This is a genomic window from Parvimonas sp. D9, from assembly GCF_035282565.1.
Taxonomy (GTDB): domain Bacteria; phylum Bacillota; class Clostridia; order Tissierellales; family Peptoniphilaceae; genus Parvimonas; species Parvimonas micra.
In genome coordinates, this window is the sequence record NZ_JAYKBM010000001.1 from 212,832 (window position 1) to 236,117 (window position 23,286).

Consider the following 23,286-nt stretch of genomic DNA (forward strand, 5'->3'; position numbering starts at 1 on the left):
CCATTAGATTTTTTGCCTTTAATTATAAAATTTCTAATAATTTTCTATTTAATTTTGAAATAGGAAGTCCAACAATATTAAAATAATCACCATTTATGTGTTTTATTAAAAGACTAGCACCATCTTGTATTCCATATCCACCAGCTTTATCATATGGATTTTCATTTTTAATATAAGATTCAATTGTTTCTTTTTGAATATCGTCTAAGTCATAAAATGATACATAACTTTTTTCACAAAATGTTGAGAAAGTATCATTAAAGTATATTGTAACTGAGGTTTGTACAATATGTTCTTTTCCGGATAAATACTCTAACATATATTTGGCTTCATCCAGATTGTTAGGTTTTCCAAATAAATATTTATCATCATAAACAATAGTATCAGCTGAAATGATTAGAGAATTACTATGTTTTTTACTTACGTCCTTACATTTTTCGAAAGATAGCATATCACATAATTCACTAAATTTTGATTTATTATCTTTAAATGTTTTACTTAAAAATTTTTGTTCTAATTTTCTTTCATCAATATTAGCAGGAATTACTTTGAATTCATTGTATATGAATTTTAAAAGCTCTTTTCTCCTTTGTGAGTTACTTGCTAAAATGATATCATAATTTCTCATAAAATCCTCCTAATATATATATTATAAAAATTATAACAAAAATAAAGAAACATCTCAATATTTTCAATATTGAAATGTTTCTTTAATCCAGTATTGCTCAACAATTAATAAAATAAAAATTATTTCTTAATAATTAAAATTTATATTAAATCAACTTTCCAGTTACTCCATACATTATCATGAAAAAACAGGATAAAGTAAAAGTTGTGAAAGTTAATAGTAATTTAACCATTTCTAAAGTATTTATATCTTGATTCTTATTTTTTCTCTTTTGCATAATTGTTTCCTCCAATCAAAAAATCACTTTTTAAGTTACTAATATTATATACTATAAAAAATAACTTGTCAAGATACTTTTGAGAAAAATTTTAAAAATATAAAAAATAAATTGCTTTTTAAGTTATTTTATTGTATAATTATTATAGAATAGTAGAGGTGATAGTATGACTACAGGTGAAAGATTAAAAGAGCTCAGACAAAAAGCAAATCTTACATTACAAGATGCGGGTGAACTAATAGGTACAAGTAAACAAAATTTATTTAAATATGAAAATGATATAATTACTAACATTCCAATTGATCGTTTAGTAAAGTTAGCTGAAATTTATAATTCAAGTCCAATAGAAATTTTGGGATGGGAACATTATTCAAATACACCTAATTCTACAAAGGCATCATTATATAATTACTTGCCTTATGGAGTTTCGGCTGGACTTCCTGAAGGACCCGATTATGATGTTGATTTTGAAAAGATAGAAATTAGCGATTCTGTTATGGGACCTTACGCAAATGATGATGATATTTTAATAATGCATGTTAACGGAGAGAGTATGAATAAGATAATACCTAATGGAAGTTATATTGCAGTTAAATTGAATTATCCTATTTATAATTTGGAAGATGAAGATATTGTAGTTTTTTCTGAGAATGGAGAATATAGTTTAAAATTATTTTTTAGAGATGGGGAAGACATAATTTTTAGACCGTCTTCTACTTATCATTCATTTACAGATTTTAAATTTTCAAAAGATGATGAATTTAATATATTAGGTAAAGTTGTTATGTATTGTGTTAATTTATAATTTTTAAATTACACAAGCTACTATCTGTATAATATAAAAAGTGTAGATGTTTTATAAATTTTATACGAATTCATAAATTTTTTACTAAAATTTGTGAGTTCGACTCAATTCATCTACACTTTTTTATTGTAAAATATTAAATTTTTAAGATAGCTATAGCTAACATAAAATATATAATCAAACTGGTTGCATCTACAATAGTTGTTATAAGAGGTGCAGCGGCACTTGCTGGATCCATTTTGAGTTTCTTTGCAATCAAAGGAAGTATTCCACCCGCTAGATTTGCAGAAATCAAAGAAATTGTTATTGTAAGGCTAACAACAAAACTTATAGAAAATGTTGTGCTTTTTGATCCAAAAATATATAATCTTATAAAATTCGTAACAAACAATATTGCACCGCAAAGTAGCCCAACAGCTAACTCTTTTTTTAAAACAATAAAAATATCTTTTATGTTTAAATCATCAACAGCTATTCCTCTTATTACCATAGTTGAACTTTGTGCTCCTGCATTACCGGCTGTTGACATTATAATAGGAATTGAAGCTGACAAAATAGCTAATGCACTTAATTTATCTTCAAAATATTGTAAAATATATCCTGTAAAAGTAGCAGAAATCATCAAAATTAAAAGCCAAGATATTCTTGATTTTACCATTTCCTTAATTCCTGTTTTCAAGTAAGATCCATCTGTAGGAACAATACCACTCATTTTGTGAATATCTTCTGTTGCTTCTTCATTTAGTATATCCAAAACATCATCGGCAGTAACAATTCCGATTAAACAATTTTGGTCATTTAACACACAAATAGTTGTTAAGTCATATTTGCTTAATAGGCGTGCAACTTCTTCTTGATCTGTATTTGTGTATACATAATGGATGTTTTTATCCATTATTTCTGAAATTAATTTATTGTTTTTTGCAACAATAATATCTCTTAAGTTCACTATCCCAACTAGAACTCTTTTTTGATCGATTACGAAACAAACATTGACAGTCTCTGCAATTTCAGCTTGTTCTTTTATTTTTATTATAGCCTCTTCAACAGTGTCTTTTTCATATAGTTCAACAAAATCTGTACTCATTACAGAGCCGGCGGTATTTTCTTCATAACTTAAAAGAGTGTTTATTTCTTTTCGATGTTCTGAAGGTACATTATCTAGAATGTATTTAATAACATTTGCAGGCATTTCTTCAAGAAAATCAATTATATCGTCACTAAACATATTATCCAAAATGCCTTTTACTTCCATAGATGATAGTGCTGAAATCAATCTTTCTTGGTGTAATGGATCTAAATAAGTAAATAATTCAGCAGAAATGTCTTTTGGTAAAATTTTAAAAATAAAAATTGCTTCATCTAGTTCCAATTCGCTAAATATTTCACTTAAATCTACTATATTGTATTCGTCAAAAATTTCTCTTATTAGTAATACTTTTTTTTCTTTTATTAATTCAGGAAGTAGGGAAGACAATTGTTCTTTACTATATTCTAAAAAATTATATTCCATAAATTCCACCTCCTAAAAATAAAGATGCAAGAGCAAAGTATACCGTAAGTGAAATAGCATCACAAACTGTTGTTAGAATTGGACCACTCATTGAAGCAGGATCTTGTTTTAAGGTGCTTGCTAATAATGGTAAAATTCCGCCAATTAAATTTGCAATAGTTATGATTATATATATTGTAGCAGAAATTAAAATTGCAATAGATATGGAAATTTGAGGCATAAATATTAAAATTCTTAATATATTTACAGTAAATAATATTGCTCCCAAAATCAAAGAATTTAGAAATTCGGTTCTTATTACATATTTAAAATCACTAATATTTAGATTATCAACGGCAATACCTCTTACAACCATTGCACTTGATTGACTTCCAGCATTTCCGGCAGTATCCATTAACATTGGAATGAAAATTACCAAAGATGGAAATTTTAAAGTTAAATCAGTATTTTTTGCAAGAATAAATCCTGAAACTGTTGCAGAAATCATAAGAATTAAAAGCCAGGTTATCCTACTTTTGACCATTTCTACTATTGACATATTTATATATGAGCCCTCTATAGGTGTAATACCTACCATTTTTTGTAAATCTTCTGTAACTTCTTCTTGAATGATATCATATACATCGTCAATAGTTATGATTCCCATAAGACGATGTTGGTCATTTACTACAGGTAATACTAATAAATCATATTTAGTAAATATTTTTGCAACTTCTTCCTGATCTTCATCACATTCAACAGATATAACATCTGTTTCCATGATATCAGAAATCATTGTGTTCGAAGACGCTAATAATATACTTTTCATTGAAACAAAGCCTAAAAGAATATGTTGTTCATTTGTTATATAACAATAAGAAATTGTTTCAGCAAGTCTTTCCTTATCTTTAATCATTTTTAGTGCTTCATCAGCTGTAATTTCAGGATCTAATTCAACATAATCAGTACTCATTACAGAGCCGGCACTATTTTCTTTAAAGTTTAAAATCATATTGATTTCACTACGTCTTTGATTAGAAGCAGAATTTAAAACTCTTTTTACAATATTTGCAGGGAGCTCTTCTAAAAATTCACTAATATCATCAGTAAACATATAATCCAACATAACTTTTATTTCATGATCTTGCAAACCGTTTATTACTTGTTGTTTCATATTTTGGGGAAGATAAGCAAAAATTTCGGCAGTTTTTTCTTTTTTAATAACTTTAAACATAAACAAAATGTCTTTAATTTCAAAATATTCTTCAAAAATATTTGCAAGTGTTACTTCATTTGTATCATAAATTATATCTCTTAAATGAAAAATATTTTTTTCTTCTAAAGAAATTTTTAACTCATTAGCAATACTTTTATTTTTTTCTAAAGAATTTTCTTTTAAGTTCATATATCTCCTCCTATTATAATATTTTTGGTAAATTATATCTTAATACATTATATCATATTTTACATTTTATAAAAATACTTAATAGTATATAATTTACACTTAAAAATTTCTAATAAAATGTTGAAAATTTAATATTTTTATGATACAATTTATTATGAATATATTTGAATGGATTTTGTTTTTTATTTTGTGTATACTACAAGTAAAAAATATTAGGATTAAGGTTGAAAAATGAGAATAATATCTGGTAAAAAGAGGGGATTGAAATTATTATCCCCTATGGATTATAGTGTAAGACCAACTACTGACAAGATTAAGGAATCTATTTTTAATATTTTGTTTGAAATAGGTGAAAGTTCTGTTGTTTTGGATTTATTTTGTGGTAGTGGAGCGATTGGTATCGAATTTTTAAGTAGGGGAGCTGAAAAAGTTTATTTTTGTGATTTTTCTGATGATAGTATAAAAATCACAAAAAGAAATCTTGAGAATGCTGGATTATTAACAAAATCGATAATTATGAAAAAAAACTATATGGATTGTTTAAATTATTTTTACAGTAATGATTTAAAATTTGATTATATATTTTTAGATCCACCTTATAAATATGAGTATATAGAAAAAACTCTAGATTATATTTGGAATAACAACATTTTAAAAGAAGATGGAATAATTATTTTGGAAACAAATAAGGATATTTTTGTAGAAAATTTTCAAGTAATAAAAGAAAAAAAATACTCTAAAACCAAAGTGGTATTTTTAGAAAGGAAAAAATAATTATGAAAGTAATTTTTCCTGGAAGCTTTGATCCGTTAACTAATGGACATAAAAGTATTGTTTTAAAGGCATTAAATATTTTTGATTCCGTAGATATTGTGATTTTGAATAATATTAATAAAAATCCACTTTTTTCTCTTGAAGAGAGAAAAAAAATTATATCAAATATATTTAAAGAATATAAAAATGTTGATGTTCATGTTTACTGCGGATTATTAAGTGACTATATTAGAAAAAATAACATCAATGTTTTAGTAAGAGGAGTTAGAAATACTTTAGACTTTGAAGCTGAAAAGATAAATGCTAAAGTTAATAAACAACTTTGTGGTGTAGAAACAATTTTGTTTTTTTCTGATGATTCAGAGGACTATATAAGTTCCAGTATTGTTAAGGATATATTTTTTAATGGTGGCAATATTAATTTATATGTGGATAAAATTGTTTTAGATATATTAAGTGAAAAATTTAGGAGGAATGAGTAATGGAAATTTTAGAATTAATTGATCGTATTGAAGACCTAGTGGAAGAAAGTTCAAGTTTACCTTTTTCAAAAAAAGTTATGGTAGATTCTGAAGCTTTATTTTTCATATTAAAAGAAATGAGAGAAAATATTCCAGAAGAGATTAAACAAGCAGAATGGATTCATGAAGAAAAAGATAGAATTTTAAATGATGCTACTAAAGATGCAAATCAAATTTTAGAACAAGCCAATAAAGAAGCTTCTCAAATCAAAGCTGATGCTGAATCAAGATATGAAAAAATGATTAATGAAAATGATGTTGTCGTTGCAGCTGAAAGCAAAGCTAATGAAATTATATTGAAAGCTGAACAAAATGCAAAGACTATAAAAATGCAAACTAATACTTATGTCGATGATGTTTTATCTAAAACTCAAGAAAAATTGAGAGATTTAATTACTGTTTTAGATAATAACAGAAGTGAGTTAAGAAAATAATTGGAGAAAGAATGAATAAAGTTACTGAAAATTTGATTTTAGATATTGATGATATTCGGAATTTATTTGGAAATTTAGATTCTAATATAGATTTTATTTCTAAAAAATTTGATGTATCTATAAAAAATAATGAGCAAGGTTTATCTATTACAGGAGATGAAAAAATGGTTTTATTGTGTTCTAAAGCTATTGAATTTTTAGTTAAAGATAAATCATCAGAAAATTTAGATAAACAAAAACTTTCTTATATAGTTGAAAAAATAAAATCTGAAAATAAAGAGATATTAAATGATTGGTTGGATTATGTCATTTGTTTAAATGCAAAGCTTAAACCTATAAAGCCAAAAACTTTAGGACAAAGAAAATATATCTCTGCAATAGAAGATAATATAATTACTTTTGGTATTGGACCTGCAGGTACAGGAAAAACTTTTTTAGCTATTGCAATGGCGGCTAAAGCTTTAAAAAACAATTCAGTATCAAAAATAATATTGACAAGACCTGCCGTCGAAGCCGGAGAAAATTTGGGATTTCTACCTGGAGATTTACAAGAGAAAATTGATCCATATTTGAGACCATTGTATGATTCATTATATAATATATTGGGTTATGATAATTTTCTTAGATTAAAAGAAAAAGGTATTATTGAGGTTGCTCCTTTAGCATATATGAGAGGAAGAACGCTGGATGATGCCTTTATAATTCTTGACGAAGCTCAAAATGCGACTAATGAGCAAATGAAGATGTTTTTAACAAGAATAGGTTTTGAGTCTAAAGCGGTTGTAACTGGAGATATTACTCAAATTGATTTAGGTAGAAGAAAAAGTTCGGGTCTTGTTTCAGTAAGTAAAATTTTGAATAATATTAAGGGAATTAATTTTAATTATTTTGATAGTTCTGATGTTGTAAGGCATAGTATAGTAATGAAAATTATAGATGCTTATACAAAATATGAAGATAGTTTAGTGGTGAAAAAATAGTGAATGTTTTTTTTGATGATAGACAAGATATTTTTGTTATTTCAGATACTCTTAAGAGAAAAATCATAAAATGTATTGAAACTGCTCTGAAGGTTGAAAATAAGAGAATGAGTAATATTGAAGTATCAGTTTCTTTTGTTACAAATGAAGAAATAAAGAATATAAATTCTAGATTTAGAAATATTGATAAAGAAACAGATGTACTTTCTTTTCCAATGGATTTTGAATTTTTGGAAGAAGGTATGCCTTTTATTTTAGGTGATATTATAATTTCTACAGAAAAATCAATTGAACAAGCACAGGAGTTTGGACATAGCATCGACAGAGAAATTTTATACTTGGTTTGTCATTCCGTGTTTCATTTATTAGGATATGATCATATTGAAGAGTCAGACAGAATAATTATGAGAAATAAGGAAAAAGAAACTATGAAATTAATGGAAGTTTTTAAAAATGAAAAAGAATTTTAGTTTTATAGAAAGTTTTCGTTGTGCTTTTAGAGGGATAGTATATATTTTTAAAACAGAGAGGAATTTTAAATTTCATGTAATGTTTTCTTTGTTAGTATTGTTGTGTTCTTTAATTTTTAATTTATCTTATATCGAATTATCTATAATATTGATTATGATAGTAATTGTTTTAGTTTTAGAAATTATTAATACTATTATTGAAAATATTATGGATTTTTTATGTAAAGATTATAATTTAAATATAAAAATTATTAAAGATATGTCCTCAGGTGCTGTTTTGGTTTCGGCTTTTATTTCTGTAATAGTTGGGCTTTTGATATTTATTCCTAAAATATTAGTTATTGTTGGTGATTAGATGAATATTTATAAAAAAATGATTAAGTGTGCTTTAGAAAGTCAGAAAAAAGCATATACACCTTATTCAAATTTTAATGTAGGGGCATCTGTATTAACAGATTCAGGTAAAATATATGGTGGCTGTAATATAGAAAATGCATCGTACACTCCTACAGTTTGCGCAGAAAGAGTAGCTATATTTAAAGCTATATATGATGGAGAAAAAAAGATTACAAAAATAGCAGTTGTTGGGAAAGAAAATTCTTTAACATATCCTTGCGGAGTTTGTAGACAAGTTATGAGAGAATTTTGCACTGACGATTGTGAGATAATTATAATAAGAAACGAGCAAGAATATAAGATAATAAAATTTTCAGAAATTTTACCTTATAGTTTTGGTCCAAAGGATTTATAAGATGGACAATATAAAATCAGGATTTGTTACAATAGTTGGAAGATCAAATGTTGGAAAGTCAACTTTATTAAATAGAATAATCGGAGAGAAAATTTCAATTATTTCTAGCAAACCTCAGACAACGAGAGCAAATTTAAAATTAATATATAATTCATTGGATTCCCAAATTGTATTTCTTGATACTCCGGGAATACAAAACCCTAAAAATAAATTAGGAGAATTTATGCTGAAAGAATCCAGAAGCTCTCTTAGAGATGTAGATTTAATTTTATACATGGTCGATGTTAATTTTGAAATTGGAGAATTAGATAATTTGATAATTGATATCTTGAGAAAGATAAATCTTCCAAAAATCTGTGTTATTAATAAAATTGATACATTGAGTTCTGAAGAGCTTTCTAAACTTGTTTCAAAATATGAAGGTATGGAATTGTTTGAAAAAATTATACCTATATCCGCATCTGAAGGGACTAATATATATAATTTGATTGATTGTATAAAATCTTTCTTACCTTATGGACCTAAGTATTATTCAGATGATATGATTACGGATCAAACCGAAAGAGAGATTGTCAGTGAAATAATAAGGGAAAAAACTTTAAATTTGCTAAGAGATGAAATTCCTCATGGAATTAATGTATTAATTGAAAAATTTTCAGTTAGAAAAAATAAACCAATTGTAGATATAGATGCAATTATTTGTGTTGAAAAAAAATCACATAAAGGCATTGTAATCGGAAAAAATGGTGATATGATTTTGAAAATAGGAAAATCTGCTAGGTTAGATATAGAAAAATTTTTAGATTCAAAAGTCAATTTGAAGTTATTTGTTAAAATAGATGATGACTGGAGGAATAAATCAATTAAGGTGAAAGAGTTTGGATATTTTAGAAAATAATATTTATAATAATATAAATGGATATATTGTTTCAGAAAATATATATTTAAATAAAGGAAAAATATTCAAAGTATATACTGATGAGTTTGGACTTATTTCAATTTACACTAAAAATATTGAAATTTATTTTTCTCTGTATTCTAATTATAATTTTAAATTAAATTATAGAAATGATTTTTTTTATTGTAATGAATATGAACTTGAAGAATTTATTCCGTTTAGATCCAAAGAACATATTTTATTTTTGAATATTCTTTCAGAGATAATTTTAAAAACTAGTGTGCAAGAACTTAAAAATCTGGAGATTTATAATCTCATAAAAGAAGTGTTGAGTATTCAAAAATCAGATTACAAAATATTGTTAGCCTATTTTATAATTAAATATTTACTTTTTAATGGTTATCATATACTATTTGATAATTGTAAAAATATGAAGAATTTTAACTTTGATATATCTGAATTAGTTGTAAATTCAAACTCAAAGTTTAATTATAAATATAACTACGTATTAGATAAATGTGAATATGATTGTATTTATTCATTATATAATTCAAAGAGCTTTGAAAATTTAGATTTGGATAATATTAAGGCGGATTTTTCAAGAATTCTTGGAATAATGATAAATGCATTATGCTTAAATTTTAACATATATAAATTAAACAGTTTTAACATAAGGTGATGAAAAATGTCCTATATAAAGAAAGAAAAAATTGAAGAAATCAAAGAAAAAGCGGATATTGTTTCAGTTGTTAGTGATTATGTATCCTTAAAAAAAAGTGGAAGATATTTTATGGGTAATTGTCCTTTTCATAGTGAAAAAACTCCTTCTTTTTTTCTTTATCCTGAAACAGATACTTTCCATTGCTTCGGATGCGGTAAACATGGAGACAGTATTTCATTTGTTATGGAAATGGAGTCATTAGATTATGTTAGTACTTTAAAAAAATTAGCTGAAAAATTTGGAGTTGTACTGGAATATGATAACTATTTTAATGCTAATAATAAAAAAAGTCTTGATAAATATTATGAAATGAATGAATTTGTTGCAAAGTTTTACTACAAAAAGATGATGGAAAATTTAGTTCCTAAACAATATTTATCAAAAAGGGGTATTAATCAAAAATCAATTAATCTTTTTTTTATTGGCTATGCTGACGAGAATTGGAAATCTCTTTATAATGAACTAAAATCAAAAAATATGGATATTAAGATTGCAGAAGAACTTGGGCTCATAATAAAAACTAAAACAGGAGATTATATTGATAGGTTTAGAAATAGGATTATGTTTCCTATTCTAAACATAAATAAACAAATAATAGGTTTTGGTGGAAGAACCATTGTAGATGATAGTGCAAAATACCTAAATTCTCCTGAAAGTGTTGTATTTAAAAAAGGAGACAATGTTTATGCTATTGATAAAATTGTAGAAAATAATATAAGAGGTAAAGTCCTAATTGTTGAAGGATATATGGATGTAATATCTCTGTATCAAAATGGGATTAATTATGTTGTTGCAGGACTTGGAACCGCATTTACAGAGAATCAAGCAAGACTTATAAAAAGATATTTTAGAAATAATGTGTATTTGTGCTATGATGGCGATAATGCCGGAATTAGTGCAACAAATAAAACTAACTCTGTTTTTAATGAAATTTCAATTAAACCTAATATAATAATTCTTCCAGATAAGTTAGATCCAGATGATTATATAAAGAAATATGGGTTGAATGGATTCAATAAACTTTTAGATAAACCTTATGATATTAATGGCTTTAATTATGAAAATTTGAAAAAAAGCAAAAAAAATTCTAATTCAATAACAGATAATACAATTTTTTATGAAAATATTTTAGAATTTTTAACAAAAGTAGATACTAATATATTGAGAGATTTATATATAAGTAAAATTTCAAATGAATTTGGACTAGATAGAAATTCTTTAAAAGAAGATTTTCTTAATTTTGATAAAAATGAAAAAGTGATAGAAAAAAAGAATGAAGAAACTGAAGCAAATTATAAAACGGAAGATTTATTATTAAATTCTGACAAAAAAGTTTTAATAATGGGTATCATACTACTGATGAAATGTGACAATAATATATTGAATATAAGTAATAAACTACAAGAATTTTCAAAAAATTCAAATTTATATGATATTTTTTGTTATGTTAAGAGTAATGCTGAAAATAATACCATAACAGTTCCATCTGTGTTGATAGATGAATTTAAAAATAGTATAGATAATCTAAAAATAGTAGAATATATTGTTAAATGTTATAACGAAAAAATTAAGTTATCAACTTTAGACTATATTAAATTGCTTGATATAACTATTTTAAATTTTGAAATTAGAAAAACAACTATAAACATTGAAAAATTAAGGCAAATGGATCAAAGTAATGAAGCTGTAATTTCCAATTTGAATTTTAATGTTGAAAAGTTAATGGAATTAAACAGGAATCTAAAAAATATTGAGAAAGGGGTTCATCATGAATAATAAGTTAAACGATATTGAATATGATGAAGTAAAAATTCTAATAATAGAGGAACTTACAAAATATGCTAATGAACATAGTGGGTTTGTTAATAACAAGTATCTTGAATCTTTAGATTTATTTAATTTGATAGATATTGATGATATTGAAGAGATAAAATCTAAATTAGCCGAAAATCAAGTAGAATTTATAGATGAAGGTGAAAATTTAGAAGATATTGAAATCGTAGAAGATTTAATAGATTTAGAAGATGAAAAAGAGGATGCTGAAGACGAAGAAATAAAGTTAGAAGATTTTTCTGATTTAAAGGGCTTTAATATAGATGATCCTGTTAAAATGTATTTAAAGGAGATTGGTAAAATTCCTTTATTAAGCGCTGATGAAGAAAGAATTTTAGCTGAAAATATGGAAGCAGGAGACATTGAAGCTAAGAAAAAATTAGCAGAAACAAATTTAAGGCTTGTAGTTAGTATAGCTAAAAGATATGTTGGAAGAGGGATGCAATTTTTAGACTTAATTCAAGAAGGAAATATGGGTCTAATGAAGGCGGTTGAAAAGTTTGATTTTAGAAGAGGCTTTAAGTTTAGTACTTATGCTACATGGTGGATAAGACAAGCAATTACAAGATCTATAGCTGATCAAGCTAGAACTATAAGAATTCCTGTTCATATGGTTGAAACTATAAATAAATTAGTTAGAATTGAAAGACAATTAGTCCAAGAACTTGGAAGAGAACCGACAAACGAAGAAATTTCAGAACATATGGGTATTGAAGTTGACAAAGTAAATGAAATAAGAAAAATTGCTCAGGAACCTGTTAGTCTAGAAACTCCAATTGGAGAAGAAGACGATAGCCATTTAGGAGATTTTATCGAAGATGAAACTGCAATTGCTCCGGATGAGGCAGCTAATTTTTCAATGTTAAAAGAGCAATTAAATCAAGTTTTAAGTACTCTTTCAGATAGAGAGAAAAAAGTTTTGGAACTTAGATTCGGACTTAATGATGGTACACCTAGAACTTTAGAAGAAGTTGGTAAGGAATTTGAGGTTACTAGAGAGAGAATAAGACAGATTGAGGCTAAAGCACTTAGAAAATTAAAACATCCAAGCAGAAGCCAAAAATTAAAAGATTTCTTGGAATAGATATATGGCTGGTTTAAGATTAAAAAAAATTTGTTATTTAGTTGATGAAAATTCAATTGTTGCAGATATAGGAACTGATCATGGAATAATTCCTATTGAATTGTCAAAAAATCATATAGCAAAAAAAATTATTGCAACTGATATTAGTGAGGATTCTTTAGAAAAGTTAGAACAAAAACTAATATATAATAGTAACATAGTAAATATTGAAACTAGAGTATCTGACGGTTTGGATTGCTTTAATGAATTTGAAGTAGATACGATAATTATTTCTGGTATGGGTGGTATTCTTATCAAAGAAATTTTAGAAAGAAATCTAACAGTAGCAAAATCAGCAAATAATTTAATTCTATCTCCGAATAATTCATTAGATGTTTTAAGAAAGTTTTTATTACAAAATAATTTTGTTATCGAAAAAGAAGATGATGTAATAGAAAATAAAAAATATTATCAAATTTTGAAAGTAAAAAGAGGTAAAGATTTTTACAGAAATGATTATGAATACTTATATGGTAAGTTGCTTATAAAGAACAAATCTGAGAATTTAAAGTTATTTTTAGAAAATGAATTAAAAAAATATAGGGATATTATAGATAAAATTAGTATAGAAAGTAAAAATAATAAAAGAATCATAGAAATTACTAATTTAATCAATAAAATTAGAGGGATTTTAGATGAATTTTAAAGTAAGTGATATAATAGAATTATTAGATACCGAATATTCATTTTCCTTACAAGAAAATTGGGATAATTCAGGATTTCAGATTGGGAATCTTGAAGCTGAAATTAAAGGAATTTTACTAGCACTTGATATTACAATTGATTCAATTAATTATGCGGTATCAAATAATATTAATTGCATTATCACACATCATCCTTTATTTTTTGAAAAAATTCAATATTTAAATGTGAATTCTGAATATTATAAAAAGCTTGAACTATTGATGAATAATAAAATTAATGTGATTTCTCTCCATACACCTTTAGATATTCATCCAAATGGAGTAAACAAATATTTGGCAGATAAATGTTTGTTAAATAATCAAGAAGTTTTTGTTGATTATAAAGAGGGTTATGCTTATGGAATAGTTGGAAGTATTGAAAATGAAACATTTAAAAATTATCTTACAAAACTAAAAAATAATTTTAAAAATCCAATACTATATTTTGGGAATATTGAAAAAAGTATTTCAAAAATTGCAGTATTAGGAGGTTCAGGTGCATTTTCTATTAAAAATGCAATTTCAAAAAAAGTAGATTTATTAATTAGTTCAGATTTTAAGTATCATGATATTCAATTATCGTTAGAAAATAATCTAAATATTGTTGACTTAGGTCATTTTGAGTCAGAAATTTTTGGCTTGTTATCTTTAAAAGAATTTTTGATAAGTAAAAATGTTGATTTAAAGATATTGCTTTATGAAAATAATATTTTTAAGAGAAATATATTTTAATTTAATTAAGTAAAACAGACAATCGCGTGAGATAATCACGAGGAAAGTCCGTGCACCATAGAGTAGAATGCTGGATAACGTCCAGTGGGGGCGACCCTAAGGCTAGTGCAACAGAGATATACCGCCATTTATAATGGTAAGGGTGGAAAGGTGAGGTAAGAGCTTACCAGCATATAGGAGACTATATGGCTATGTAAACCCCATTCGGTGCAAGATCAAGATTGAACTTTTGTAGTTGCTCGCTACGTTCATAGGTAGATTGCTTGAACAAATTGGCAACAATTTGTCTAGATAGATGATTGTCTAATACAGAACACGGCTTATAGTTTTGCTTAATATTTATAATTAAATATAAGGTATTACCTTATATTTTTTTACTTTTTACATATAAGGAGATTTTAATGAATTTAGAAAAACAATTATTAAATTTTATGAAAAAAAAAGATTATATTCCATTAACAAAGGAAGAACTAGCTGTAGCTTTAAATATTTCATTTAATAGTTTAAAGCAATTTTTTAAATTATTAGATTCTCTTGTTAATAGTAAAAAAGTTTCATTTAATGATTATAAATATAGTATTTATCAAAAAAAAGAAACTTTAAAAGGAAAAATTTCTTTTACAACTAAAGGTAATGCGTTTTTCATTTCTGAAGAAGACATTGATGATATTTTTATTCCAAAAAAGGAATTAAATCATGCTAATCATAATGATGATGTTGAAATAGAAATAATAAAAGAAAAAAGGATGAATTCGAAAGCTGAAGGTAGAGTACTAAAGGTTTTAAATAGAAATAGCAACTTAATTGTTGGTACTTTTACTGAAAATAAAAATTTTGGGTTTGTTGTTCCCGATGATATTAAATGTAATTATGATATTTTTATTAAAAAAGGTGATAAAAATAGTGCAAAAACTGATGACAAGGTTGTGTGTAAATTAGTTGAATTTCCGGATAAAAAGAAAAATCCTGAAGGAGTAGTTATTGAAGTAATAGGAAATAAAAAAGACAAAAATGCCCAAATAATTTCATTGTTAAAGGATATGGAAATTCCATACAAATTTTCAAATAAGATAAATAAAGAGTTAGAAGAATTAACGCAAACTGATATTAAAAAAGAAATTAAAAATAGAGTAGATTTTAGAAATTTATTTACGGTTACTATTGATGGAGCTGATGCAAAGGACTTTGATGATGCAATTTCTATTGATAAAAAAGATAATGATTATGTACTTTATGTTCATATAGCAGATGTATCTCATTATGTAAAAAAAGACAGTAAATTGGACAGAGAAGCCTATAAAAGAGGTAATAGTGTATATTTAATTGATTATGTTGTTCCCATGTTACCTGAAGTGCTTTCTAATAATCTTTGTTCTTTAAATCCTAATACTGATAAATTATCTATTACTGTAAAAATGATTATTGGAAAAAATGGTAATGTTAAAGAATATAAATTTTATGAATCCGTTATAAATAGTAATTATAGATTAGTTTATGATGATGTAACAAATTTTTTAGAAGGTAAAAAGCATTTTTACGATGATGAAACTTTAAAAGAAAATTTATTAGTTATGAAAGAGTTAGATGAGATTTTAACTAATAAAAGAATAAATAGAGGGACTATAGATTTTAATTTTCCTGAAATTGCAATTACCTTTGGTAAAGATGGTAAAGTTGAAAATATTGCCAAAAAAGAAAATGGACTAGCAAATAGAATAATAGAGTCATTTATGATTTGTGCTAATGAAGTTGTAGGTAAGCATTTTGGAGAACTTGATATACCGATTATATATAGAATACATTCTAAACCACCAGAAGATAAATTGGAAATTTTAAAGAATAATTTAAGTCGTTTAAATATAAAAATGAAACCAATAGATATGATTTCTTCAAAGTATTTAAGTGAAATAATAGATCAATTTAAAGATACAAATAAATCAGATTTTATAAATTATTCTATTTTAAGATCTATGACTAAAGCTAAATATTCTCCAAATATTGATATACATTTTGGATTAGCAACATTTTTATATTGCCATTTTACTTCTCCTATAAGAAGATATGCAGATTTAACAGTTCATAGAACTTTAAAAAATTATTTACATTCAAATATTGAAATACCTAAAAATTATATAAGTTACTTAGATATAACTTCTAATCATATAAATGATACTGAAGTATTAGCTATTGATGCAGAAAGAAAGTTGGAAGATATCAAAAAAGTCGAATTTATGAAAAATAAAATAGGTCAAGTTTTTAAAGGAATTATCGTTTCAGTTACTTCATTTGGACTTTTTGTACAATTAGAAAATACTGTTGAAGGACTTGTCAAGTATGAGGACATTATGGATGATTACTATGAATTTGATGAACAAACATTAACCGCTATTGGTAGAAGAACAAAAAACGTATTTGATATAGGGATGGGAGTAGAAGTTATTGTTGCAAAAGTAAATGAAATAACTAATGAAATAAATTTTTATTTAAATAGGTGATATTATGAGAGATAAAACGACTATAAAAACAATAGCGAGCAATAAAAAAGCAAGACATAATTATTTTATAGAAGATATCTATGAAGTTGGAATTTCTTTATCAGGTACTGAAGTTAAAAGTATTAGACAAGGAAAAGTTTCTATTAAGGAGAGTTATTGTTCAATTAAGAATGGAGAAGTTTTTATTCTCGGAATGAATATAACGCCTTACGATCATGGAAATATATATAATTTAGAACCTACAAGGGAAAGAAAATTACTTTTAAATAAAAGAGAAATTAATAAATTAATTGGACAAACAAAAGAAAAAGGATATTCATTAATTCCTTTAGATGTTCACATAAAGAATGGATGGATAAAACTTGATATTGCACTCGCTCGTGGCAAAAAAAATTATGATAAGAGAGACAGTATGCTTGAAAAAGAACACGAGAGAAAGATACAATATGCATTAAAAAACAAATATAAATAGAGGTGAATTTTTTGAGCAAAAAATATACAATTATAACTTATGGTTGTCAAATGAATCATCATGATTCAGAAAAAATATCATATTTATTAGAAACTTTAGGGTATACAAAAGAAGATGATTTAGAAAAATCAGATTTTATTATTTATAATACATGCTTAGTCAGAGAAAATGCAGAACTTAAAGTTTATGGACAACTTGGTGCTTTGAAAAATTTAAAAAGAAAGAAACCGGAAATGATTATAGCTGTTTGTGGTTGTATGATGCAAACAGGTGATGCAAGAGCTACTATAATTTCAAAGTATAAACATGTAGATATAATTTTTGGGACGAAAAATATATCTAGATTGCCTTCTCTTATCGCAAGACATAGAAGTACCGGAGAAGTAATCGTAGATATTGAAGAGGAAGATATAATTGATGATGAAACTCCTATAAATAGAGAACATCCATTTATTGCTTATGTAAATATAATGACAGGTTGTAATAATTATTGTACTTTTTGTATAGTTCCTTATGCTAGAGGAAAAGAAATTAGTAGAACACCTGAAAGTATAATTAATGAAATAAAAGATTTGGCAAAAAAAGGATATAAAGAAATAACATTATTAGGTCAAAATGTAAATTCATATGGAAAAACATTAAGACCTAAAGTTACATTTCCAGAATTATTAAAAATGGTTAATGAGATAGATGGAATTGAAAGAATTAGATTCTTGACAAGTCATCCAAAAGACTGTTCTGATGAATTAATAGATGCTATGGCAAGTTTGGATAAAGTATGTGAAAATATTCATTTACCATTCCAGTCTGGTAGTAATAAGATATTAAAAGATATGCATAGAGTTTACACTAGAGAACATTATTTGGAATTAATCAGAAAATTAAAAGAGAAAGTACCTAATATTACTCTTTCTACTGATATAATTGTTGGATTTCCAGGAGAAACTGAAGAGGATTTTGAAGACACATTAAGCATGGTGGAAAAGGTTGGATATGACCAAGGATTTACTTTTCTATATTCTATAAGAAAAGGTACAAAAGCTGCTGAAATGCAAAATCAAATACCACATGAAGTAAAACAAGAAAGATTTCAGCGACTAATAGATTCTATGTATAAAATTTTTTATGAAAAAAACAAAGAATGTTTAGGACAAACTCTTGAAGTGTTAGTTGAAGGAATTAGTAAAAATAATCCAGATATTCTTACAGGTAGAACAAGAGGATATAAATTAGTACATTTTAAAGGTGGAAAAAGAAATATTGGACAGTTAGTTAACGTTAAAATAACTGGACATAATTCATTCGCACTTGAAGGAGAGATAGTTTAGTAAGGAGTAATTATGAGCGATTTTACACCAATGATGAAACAATATCTAGAAGTCAAATCTAATTATAATGATTGTATTATTTTTTATAGACTAGGTGATTTTTATGAAATGTTTTTTGAAGATGCAAAAATAGTTTCAAAAATTTTAGATTTAGCTTTGACTAAAAGAGATTGTGGCAGTGGTAAAACTGCACCAATGTGTGGTATTCCACATCATGTTGTAAATCAATATTTATATAAGTTAGTTTCTGAAGGTTTTAAAGTTGCTATTTGTGAACAAGTTCAAGATCCAAAACTTGCTAAAGGAATTGTAAAGAGGGAAGTTATTAAACTAGTAACTCCGGGAACTATTGATGAATTTGATGAATTAGCTACTAATAAAAATAATTATATTATGAGTATCTATATGGATTCTACAAATTTAAGTATCACATACTCTGATATTTCAACCAGTGAAATATTCTGTACAAGTATTTTTGAAATGAACAGAGATAATTTAATTACAGCTTTAGAGGAAGAAGTAATTCGTACAACTCCGTCAGAAGTTATAATAAATTCAAATATATTAAAATCATTAGAAAAAAGTGTTGTTAAATTATTAAAAAATTTAAGAATTATTTATACAAAAGTAGATATAGATCAAGATTTTAAATCTTTAAGAGAGAATAATGAAGAATTTTATTCTAATAATCTTAGTAATAAAATATTACTTTTTTCAATAGATAACTTTTATAAATATGTTTGCAGATTTAATGTTAAATTGAATGATTTTAAAAAAGTTAATTTATATAAATTAAGCGATTATCTAAGAATTGATGCTAATTCAAGAATTAATTTGGAACTAAAAAAAAATAATTTTAGTAATGACATAAATGGCTCTTTATTATCAGTTATAAATCATACTAAAACTCCTATGGGTTTTAGATTGCTTAATAAATGGTTAGATCAACCTCTTATAGAAATAGAAAAAATTCAAAGAAGGCAATCGTTGGTTGAAGATTTAGTTTTAAACTCAAATTTAAGAAATGAATTAGAAGAACTATTAGCAAGTATTTCTGATATAGAAAGAATAAATTCAAAAATTTCTTTTGGAAATTGTAATGCAAGAGATTTAATTCATTTAAAAAATTCTTTATCAGCCGTTCCAAAGATTAAAAAATTATTCTTAGATAGTAATACTTTATTTTCTAATATAGCTTTAAATATTCCTGATACCGAGTATATCTATAATCTCATAGATTCAGCTATTCTTGAAGACGTAGGAATTTTATTGAAAGAGGGAAATTTGATAAAGATTGGATATGATGAAGAACTTGATGTAATTAGAAATAATAAAATCGTTGGAAAAGAAAAGCTAATTAAATATGAAGTTGATCAAAGAAATATTACCGGAATTAAAAATTTAAGATTAATATTTAATAAGAAAACAGGTTATTTTTTTGAAGTTACAAAATCATATCAAAACTTAGTTCCCGAATATTTTGAATTAAAACAAACTTTAACTAATGCAAATAGGTATAAAACAAATGAACTTCTAACTATTGAAAATATGATATTCGGATCTGAAAGTGATATTATAGAAAAAGAATATGAATTATTTATTTCAATAAGAAATACAATAAAAATGAATATAAAAATATTGCAAAAATTATCAGATATAATTTCATTCATAGATTCCATATTTTCTTTATCAATAGTTGCGTTTAAAAATAATTATTGTAAACCAACTTTAAATTCAGAAGGGATAATAGATATAAAAAATGGTAGACATCCTGTTATAGAAAGTTTTTTAAGTTCAATAAATGAATTTATCCCTAATGATACAAATATTGGACAAAGTGATAATTTAATTCAGATTATAACAGGACCTAATATGAGTGGAAAATCAACTTATATAAGACAGATAGCTCTCATAGTTATATTAGCTCAGATTGGTTCATTCGTACCTGCTGATAGTGCAAATATTTCGATAGTAGATAAGATATTTACTCGTATTGGAGCTTCAGATAATCTATATAAAGGAGAAAGTACCTTTATGGTAGAAATGAAAGAAGTTAATAATATTTTAAGATATGCTACTAAAAATAGTTTACTTATACTTGATGAGGTTGGAAGAGGAACTTCAACTTTTGATGGATTAAGTCTCGCTTGGGCAATTCTTGAGTATATTACAAAAAATATAAAATCGAAAACATTATTTGCTACACATTATCACGAATTAATTGACTTAGAACATACTTTTGCTTGCATAAAAAATAAACATATTCAAGTTATTGAAGATAAAGAAAATGATGAAATAGTCTTTTTAAGAAAAATAATGGATGGCGGAGCTAATAAGAGTTATGGGATAGCAGTTGCAAAACTTGCAGGACTTCCTATGGAAGTTATAAATCGTTCAAAAATTATTTTAGATAGCATTGAAAATAAGGAAATTGAAATAGAAAAAGATATTATTGATAGTTCAAATGTAATAAAAACTAAGGTCAATGATAAAATAATTACTAATTTAAATAGTATAAATATTGAAAAAATAAGCCCAATGGAAGCTTTTGGTATATTAAATGATTTAATAAATATATCTAAAAGTGATAATGAATAGATAGGAGATTTATATGTCTATAAAATTATTGTCAGAAGATACAATTCAAAAAATTGCAGCAGGAGAAGTTATAGAAAATCCTTATTCTGTAATAAAAGAGTTGGTTGAAAATTCGATAGATTCAGGTGCAACATTTATTAAGGTTGAAATTAAAAATGCCGGTAAAAAAGAAATTATGATTTCTGATAACGGCTGTGGAATTGAAGAAGATGATATAGAGTTGGCATTTACCAAACACGCTACATCTAAATTAAATAATTTTGAAGATATATATTCTATTCTTTCTTATGGATTTAGAGGAGAGGCATTAGCTAGTATATCTGCAATTTCAAAAGTTGACATTAATACAAGAACAAAGAACAGTGAATTCGGAATTCACTGTTATCTTGAAAATAATAAGATTATTAGAAAAAATAAGATAGGGATGAATTTAGGAACAACAATTTACATTAGAGATTTATTTTACAATGTTCCTATTAGAAAGAAATTTTTAAAGTCAGATGCATATGAAAACTCAATCATAACAACGTTGATGTACTCTTTTGCATTGGCTAATCAAAAAATATCTTTTAAATATATAAAAGATTCGAAAGTTGTATTCGAAACAAGTGAAAAAAATACTTTAAAAGATAATATAAAATATATTTTTAAAGATGATTTTTATAAGAATTTAATTTCTGTAAATATTGAGGACTCAGATTATAAGATTTATGGATATATTTCAAATAATCACTTTTATAAAGGTAGTAGAGCATCACAATTTTTATTTGTTAATGGAAGATATATTTTTGATGAAAAGATTAGAAATATAATAGAAAAATCAATTGCTACATTAATACCAAAAGGAAAGTTTCCTGCATTTGTAATGTTTATCGGAGTAAATCCCAGCTTAATAGATATAAATGTTCATCCAAATAAAAGAAAGATTAAATTTATTTTTGAAGACAAGTTACTAAATTTACTTAATAATAACATTACTGACATTGTTCTAAAAAATACTACAAGTGATTTTATATCTGTAAAGGAAGAACAAAAAGAAAAAATCTTATACAACGAAGAAAAGATTAATAACGAACAATCTTCAGAAGAAGATATTATTGAAACTATAATTTATGATGATGATTATAATACACAAAATATTGTAAATAAGTTTTCTTATGATGATTTATTTAAAGTAAATAAAGATGATATAAAAACGATAAATGAAGAAGATAATATTGAAAATTATATTGTTGAGGACGAAAAAGTAGAAAATACTCCAGTATTGGAACAAATAAAACTTGATGATAATACTGAAACTTCAAAAAATATTTTAGATTATGAAATTATAGGTAAAATTTTTTCAAAATATATTTTATTGTCCGATAAGGATGAGTTTATAATTATAGATATATTAAATGCTAAATATAGACTGTTGTATGAAAATTTATTGGATAATTACAATAATTGTACTATTTCAAAACAGATACTTTTATTTCCTATAATTTTGGAATTAAATGAATATAAATTGAGTGTGTTTAATACTATTAAAGATAAATTGAATAATTTAGGTATAGAAGCTGATATTTTTGATGAAAATTCTATAGCAATAAGGACAATGCCTAATTTATTAAATGATAATTTAGATAAAGAAGATATTAGAGAAATGATTGATGAACTGTTATTTAAAGATAATAGAGTGTTTGAGGACTCATTATACAAAATGGTTTCTAAAAAACGAATAAATTTAAGTTTAACGGATTTTGAGATAGAAGAATTATTGTCACAGTTATCTAAAATAAATCTAGATATAAATTTCTATGACAAAAAAATATTAAGAAAAATATCTAAAGAAGATTTTGATAAATTATTTTTTAAGGAATAAAA

Annotated in this window: 23 protein-coding genes and 1 other RNA gene; 20 read left to right on the plus strand and 4 right to left on the minus strand. The window is 25.2% G+C overall.

Annotated elements, in window-relative coordinates; genetic code table 11:
- Window positions 1–22: 22 nt before the first annotated feature.
- Window positions 23–628: a Maf family protein gene (locus VJI94_RS01130; RefSeq protein WP_324008032.1), complete on the minus strand. Its 606-nt coding sequence runs from the start codon at window positions 626–628 to the stop codon at window positions 23–25.
- A 145-nt stretch (window positions 629–773) separates the two neighbouring features.
- Window positions 774–905, minus strand: coding sequence for a hypothetical protein (locus tag VJI94_RS01135; RefSeq protein WP_009449143.1), 132 nt, complete (start codon window positions 903–905; stop codon window positions 774–776).
- A gap of 166 nt (window positions 906–1,071) precedes the next feature.
- Here VJI94_RS01135 and VJI94_RS01140 point away from each other — a divergent pair, with 166 nt between their 5' ends.
- Entirely contained in the window at window positions 1,072–1,710 is a 639-nt protein-coding gene (locus VJI94_RS01140) for an XRE family transcriptional regulator (RefSeq protein ID WP_324008033.1), read from the plus strand.
- Window positions 1,711–1,846: 136 nt separating this feature from the next.
- Here VJI94_RS01140 and mgtE (VJI94_RS01145) read toward each other — a convergent pair whose 3' ends face one another.
- Together mgtE (VJI94_RS01145) and mgtE (VJI94_RS01150) are read right to left on the minus strand one after the other, a co-directional pair.
- Window positions 1,847–3,223: a magnesium transporter gene (gene mgtE / locus VJI94_RS01145; RefSeq protein ID WP_041953870.1), complete on the minus strand. Its 1,377-nt coding sequence runs from the start codon at window positions 3,221–3,223 to the stop codon at window positions 1,847–1,849.
- Window positions 3,213–4,607, minus strand: coding sequence for a magnesium transporter (gene mgtE, locus VJI94_RS01150; protein ID WP_029949001.1), 1,395 nt, complete (start codon window positions 4,605–4,607; stop codon window positions 3,213–3,215). The genes mgtE (VJI94_RS01145) and mgtE (VJI94_RS01150) overlap by 11 nt, the downstream gene beginning before the upstream one ends.
- A 231-nt stretch (window positions 4,608–4,838) precedes the next feature.
- Between mgtE (VJI94_RS01150) and rsmD the strand changes: the two genes are divergently transcribed.
- The 19 genes from rsmD to mutL all read left to right on the plus strand — a co-directional run bounded on the left by rsmD (window position 4,839) and on the right by mutL (window position 23,284).
- On the plus strand, window positions 4,839–5,381 hold the full coding sequence (rsmD, locus tag VJI94_RS01155; protein ID WP_004833416.1) for a 16S rRNA (guanine(966)-N(2))-methyltransferase RsmD: 543 nt from the start codon (window positions 4,839–4,841) through the stop codon (window positions 5,379–5,381).
- Window positions 5,382–5,383: 2 nt separating this feature from the next.
- Window positions 5,384–5,863: a pantetheine-phosphate adenylyltransferase gene (gene coaD / locus VJI94_RS01160; protein ID WP_269752999.1), complete on the plus strand. Its 480-nt coding sequence runs from the start codon at window positions 5,384–5,386 to the stop codon at window positions 5,861–5,863.
- Window positions 5,863–6,336 carry a hypothetical protein gene (locus VJI94_RS01165; RefSeq protein WP_004833414.1) on the plus strand — a complete coding sequence of 158 codons (474 nt, stop codon included), beginning with the start codon at window positions 5,863–5,865 and terminating at the stop codon, window positions 6,334–6,336. Before coaD ends, VJI94_RS01165 begins: the two co-directional genes overlap by 1 nt.
- Before the next feature lie 11 nt (window positions 6,337–6,347).
- A complete protein-coding gene (locus VJI94_RS01170) occupies window positions 6,348–7,316 on the plus strand; it encodes a PhoH family protein (protein ID WP_029949003.1) in 969 nt (322 codons plus the stop codon).
- Entirely contained in the window at window positions 7,316–7,786 is a 471-nt protein-coding gene (gene ybeY / locus VJI94_RS01175) for an rRNA maturation RNase YbeY (protein WP_269752998.1), read from the plus strand. The genes VJI94_RS01170 and ybeY overlap by 1 nt, the downstream gene beginning before the upstream one ends.
- Complete coding sequence (locus VJI94_RS01180; protein ID WP_004833411.1) at window positions 7,770–8,141, plus strand: diacylglycerol kinase family protein; 372 nt, start codon at window positions 7,770–7,772, stop codon at window positions 8,139–8,141. The genes ybeY and VJI94_RS01180 overlap by 17 nt, the downstream gene beginning before the upstream one ends.
- Window positions 8,142–8,537: a cytidine deaminase gene (gene cdd / locus VJI94_RS01185; protein WP_041953875.1), complete on the plus strand. Its 396-nt coding sequence runs from the start codon at window positions 8,142–8,144 to the stop codon at window positions 8,535–8,537. It begins immediately after the preceding gene.
- 1 nt (window position 8,538) lies between these two features.
- Complete coding sequence (gene era, locus VJI94_RS01190) at window positions 8,539–9,435, plus strand: GTPase Era (protein ID WP_269752997.1); 897 nt, start codon at window positions 8,539–8,541, stop codon at window positions 9,433–9,435.
- Complete coding sequence (locus VJI94_RS01195; protein WP_041953877.1) at window positions 9,416–10,114, plus strand: hypothetical protein; 699 nt, start codon at window positions 9,416–9,418, stop codon at window positions 10,112–10,114. The genes era and VJI94_RS01195 overlap by 20 nt, the downstream gene beginning before the upstream one ends.
- Before the next feature lie 6 nt (window positions 10,115–10,120).
- Window positions 10,121–11,932: a DNA primase gene (gene dnaG / locus VJI94_RS01200; protein WP_118058804.1), complete on the plus strand. Its 1,812-nt coding sequence runs from the start codon at window positions 10,121–10,123 to the stop codon at window positions 11,930–11,932.
- Complete coding sequence (gene rpoD, locus VJI94_RS01205; RefSeq protein ID WP_004833406.1) at window positions 11,925–13,073, plus strand: RNA polymerase sigma factor RpoD; 1,149 nt, start codon at window positions 11,925–11,927, stop codon at window positions 13,071–13,073. The genes dnaG and rpoD overlap by 8 nt, the downstream gene beginning before the upstream one ends.
- A 4-nt stretch (window positions 13,074–13,077) precedes the next feature.
- Window positions 13,078–13,758 carry a class I SAM-dependent methyltransferase gene (locus tag VJI94_RS01210; RefSeq protein WP_324008034.1) on the plus strand — a complete coding sequence of 227 codons (681 nt, stop codon included), beginning with the start codon at window positions 13,078–13,080 and terminating at the stop codon, window positions 13,756–13,758.
- A complete protein-coding gene (locus VJI94_RS01215; RefSeq protein WP_324008035.1) occupies window positions 13,748–14,527 on the plus strand; it encodes a Nif3-like dinuclear metal center hexameric protein in 780 nt (259 codons plus the stop codon). Before VJI94_RS01210 ends, VJI94_RS01215 begins: the two co-directional genes overlap by 11 nt.
- Before the next feature lie 6 nt (window positions 14,528–14,533).
- Window positions 14,534–14,866, plus strand: an RNA gene (rnpB, locus tag VJI94_RS01220) — RNase P RNA component class A.
- 62 nt (window positions 14,867–14,928) lie between these two features.
- Window positions 14,929–17,022 (plus strand): ribonuclease R, encoded by a 2,094-nt coding sequence (gene rnr / locus VJI94_RS01225; protein ID WP_004833403.1) that lies wholly within the window; start codon window positions 14,929–14,931, stop codon window positions 17,020–17,022.
- A 4-nt stretch (window positions 17,023–17,026) separates the two neighbouring features.
- A complete protein-coding gene (smpB, locus tag VJI94_RS01230; protein WP_324008036.1) occupies window positions 17,027–17,494 on the plus strand; it encodes an SsrA-binding protein SmpB in 468 nt (155 codons plus the stop codon).
- Window positions 17,495–17,505: 11 nt separating this feature from the next.
- Entirely contained in the window at window positions 17,506–18,822 is a 1,317-nt protein-coding gene (gene miaB, locus VJI94_RS01235; RefSeq protein WP_050749951.1) for a tRNA (N6-isopentenyl adenosine(37)-C2)-methylthiotransferase MiaB, read from the plus strand.
- A 12-nt stretch (window positions 18,823–18,834) separates the two neighbouring features.
- Window positions 18,835–21,420, plus strand: coding sequence for a DNA mismatch repair protein MutS (gene mutS, locus VJI94_RS01240; protein ID WP_324008037.1), 2,586 nt, complete (start codon window positions 18,835–18,837; stop codon window positions 21,418–21,420).
- Between the two features lie 13 nt (window positions 21,421–21,433).
- Window positions 21,434–23,284, plus strand: a complete 1,851-nt coding sequence (mutL, locus tag VJI94_RS01245; RefSeq protein WP_324008038.1) for a DNA mismatch repair endonuclease MutL — start codon at window positions 21,434–21,436, stop codon at window positions 23,282–23,284.
- The last annotated feature ends 2 nt before the right edge of the window (window positions 23,285–23,286 follow it).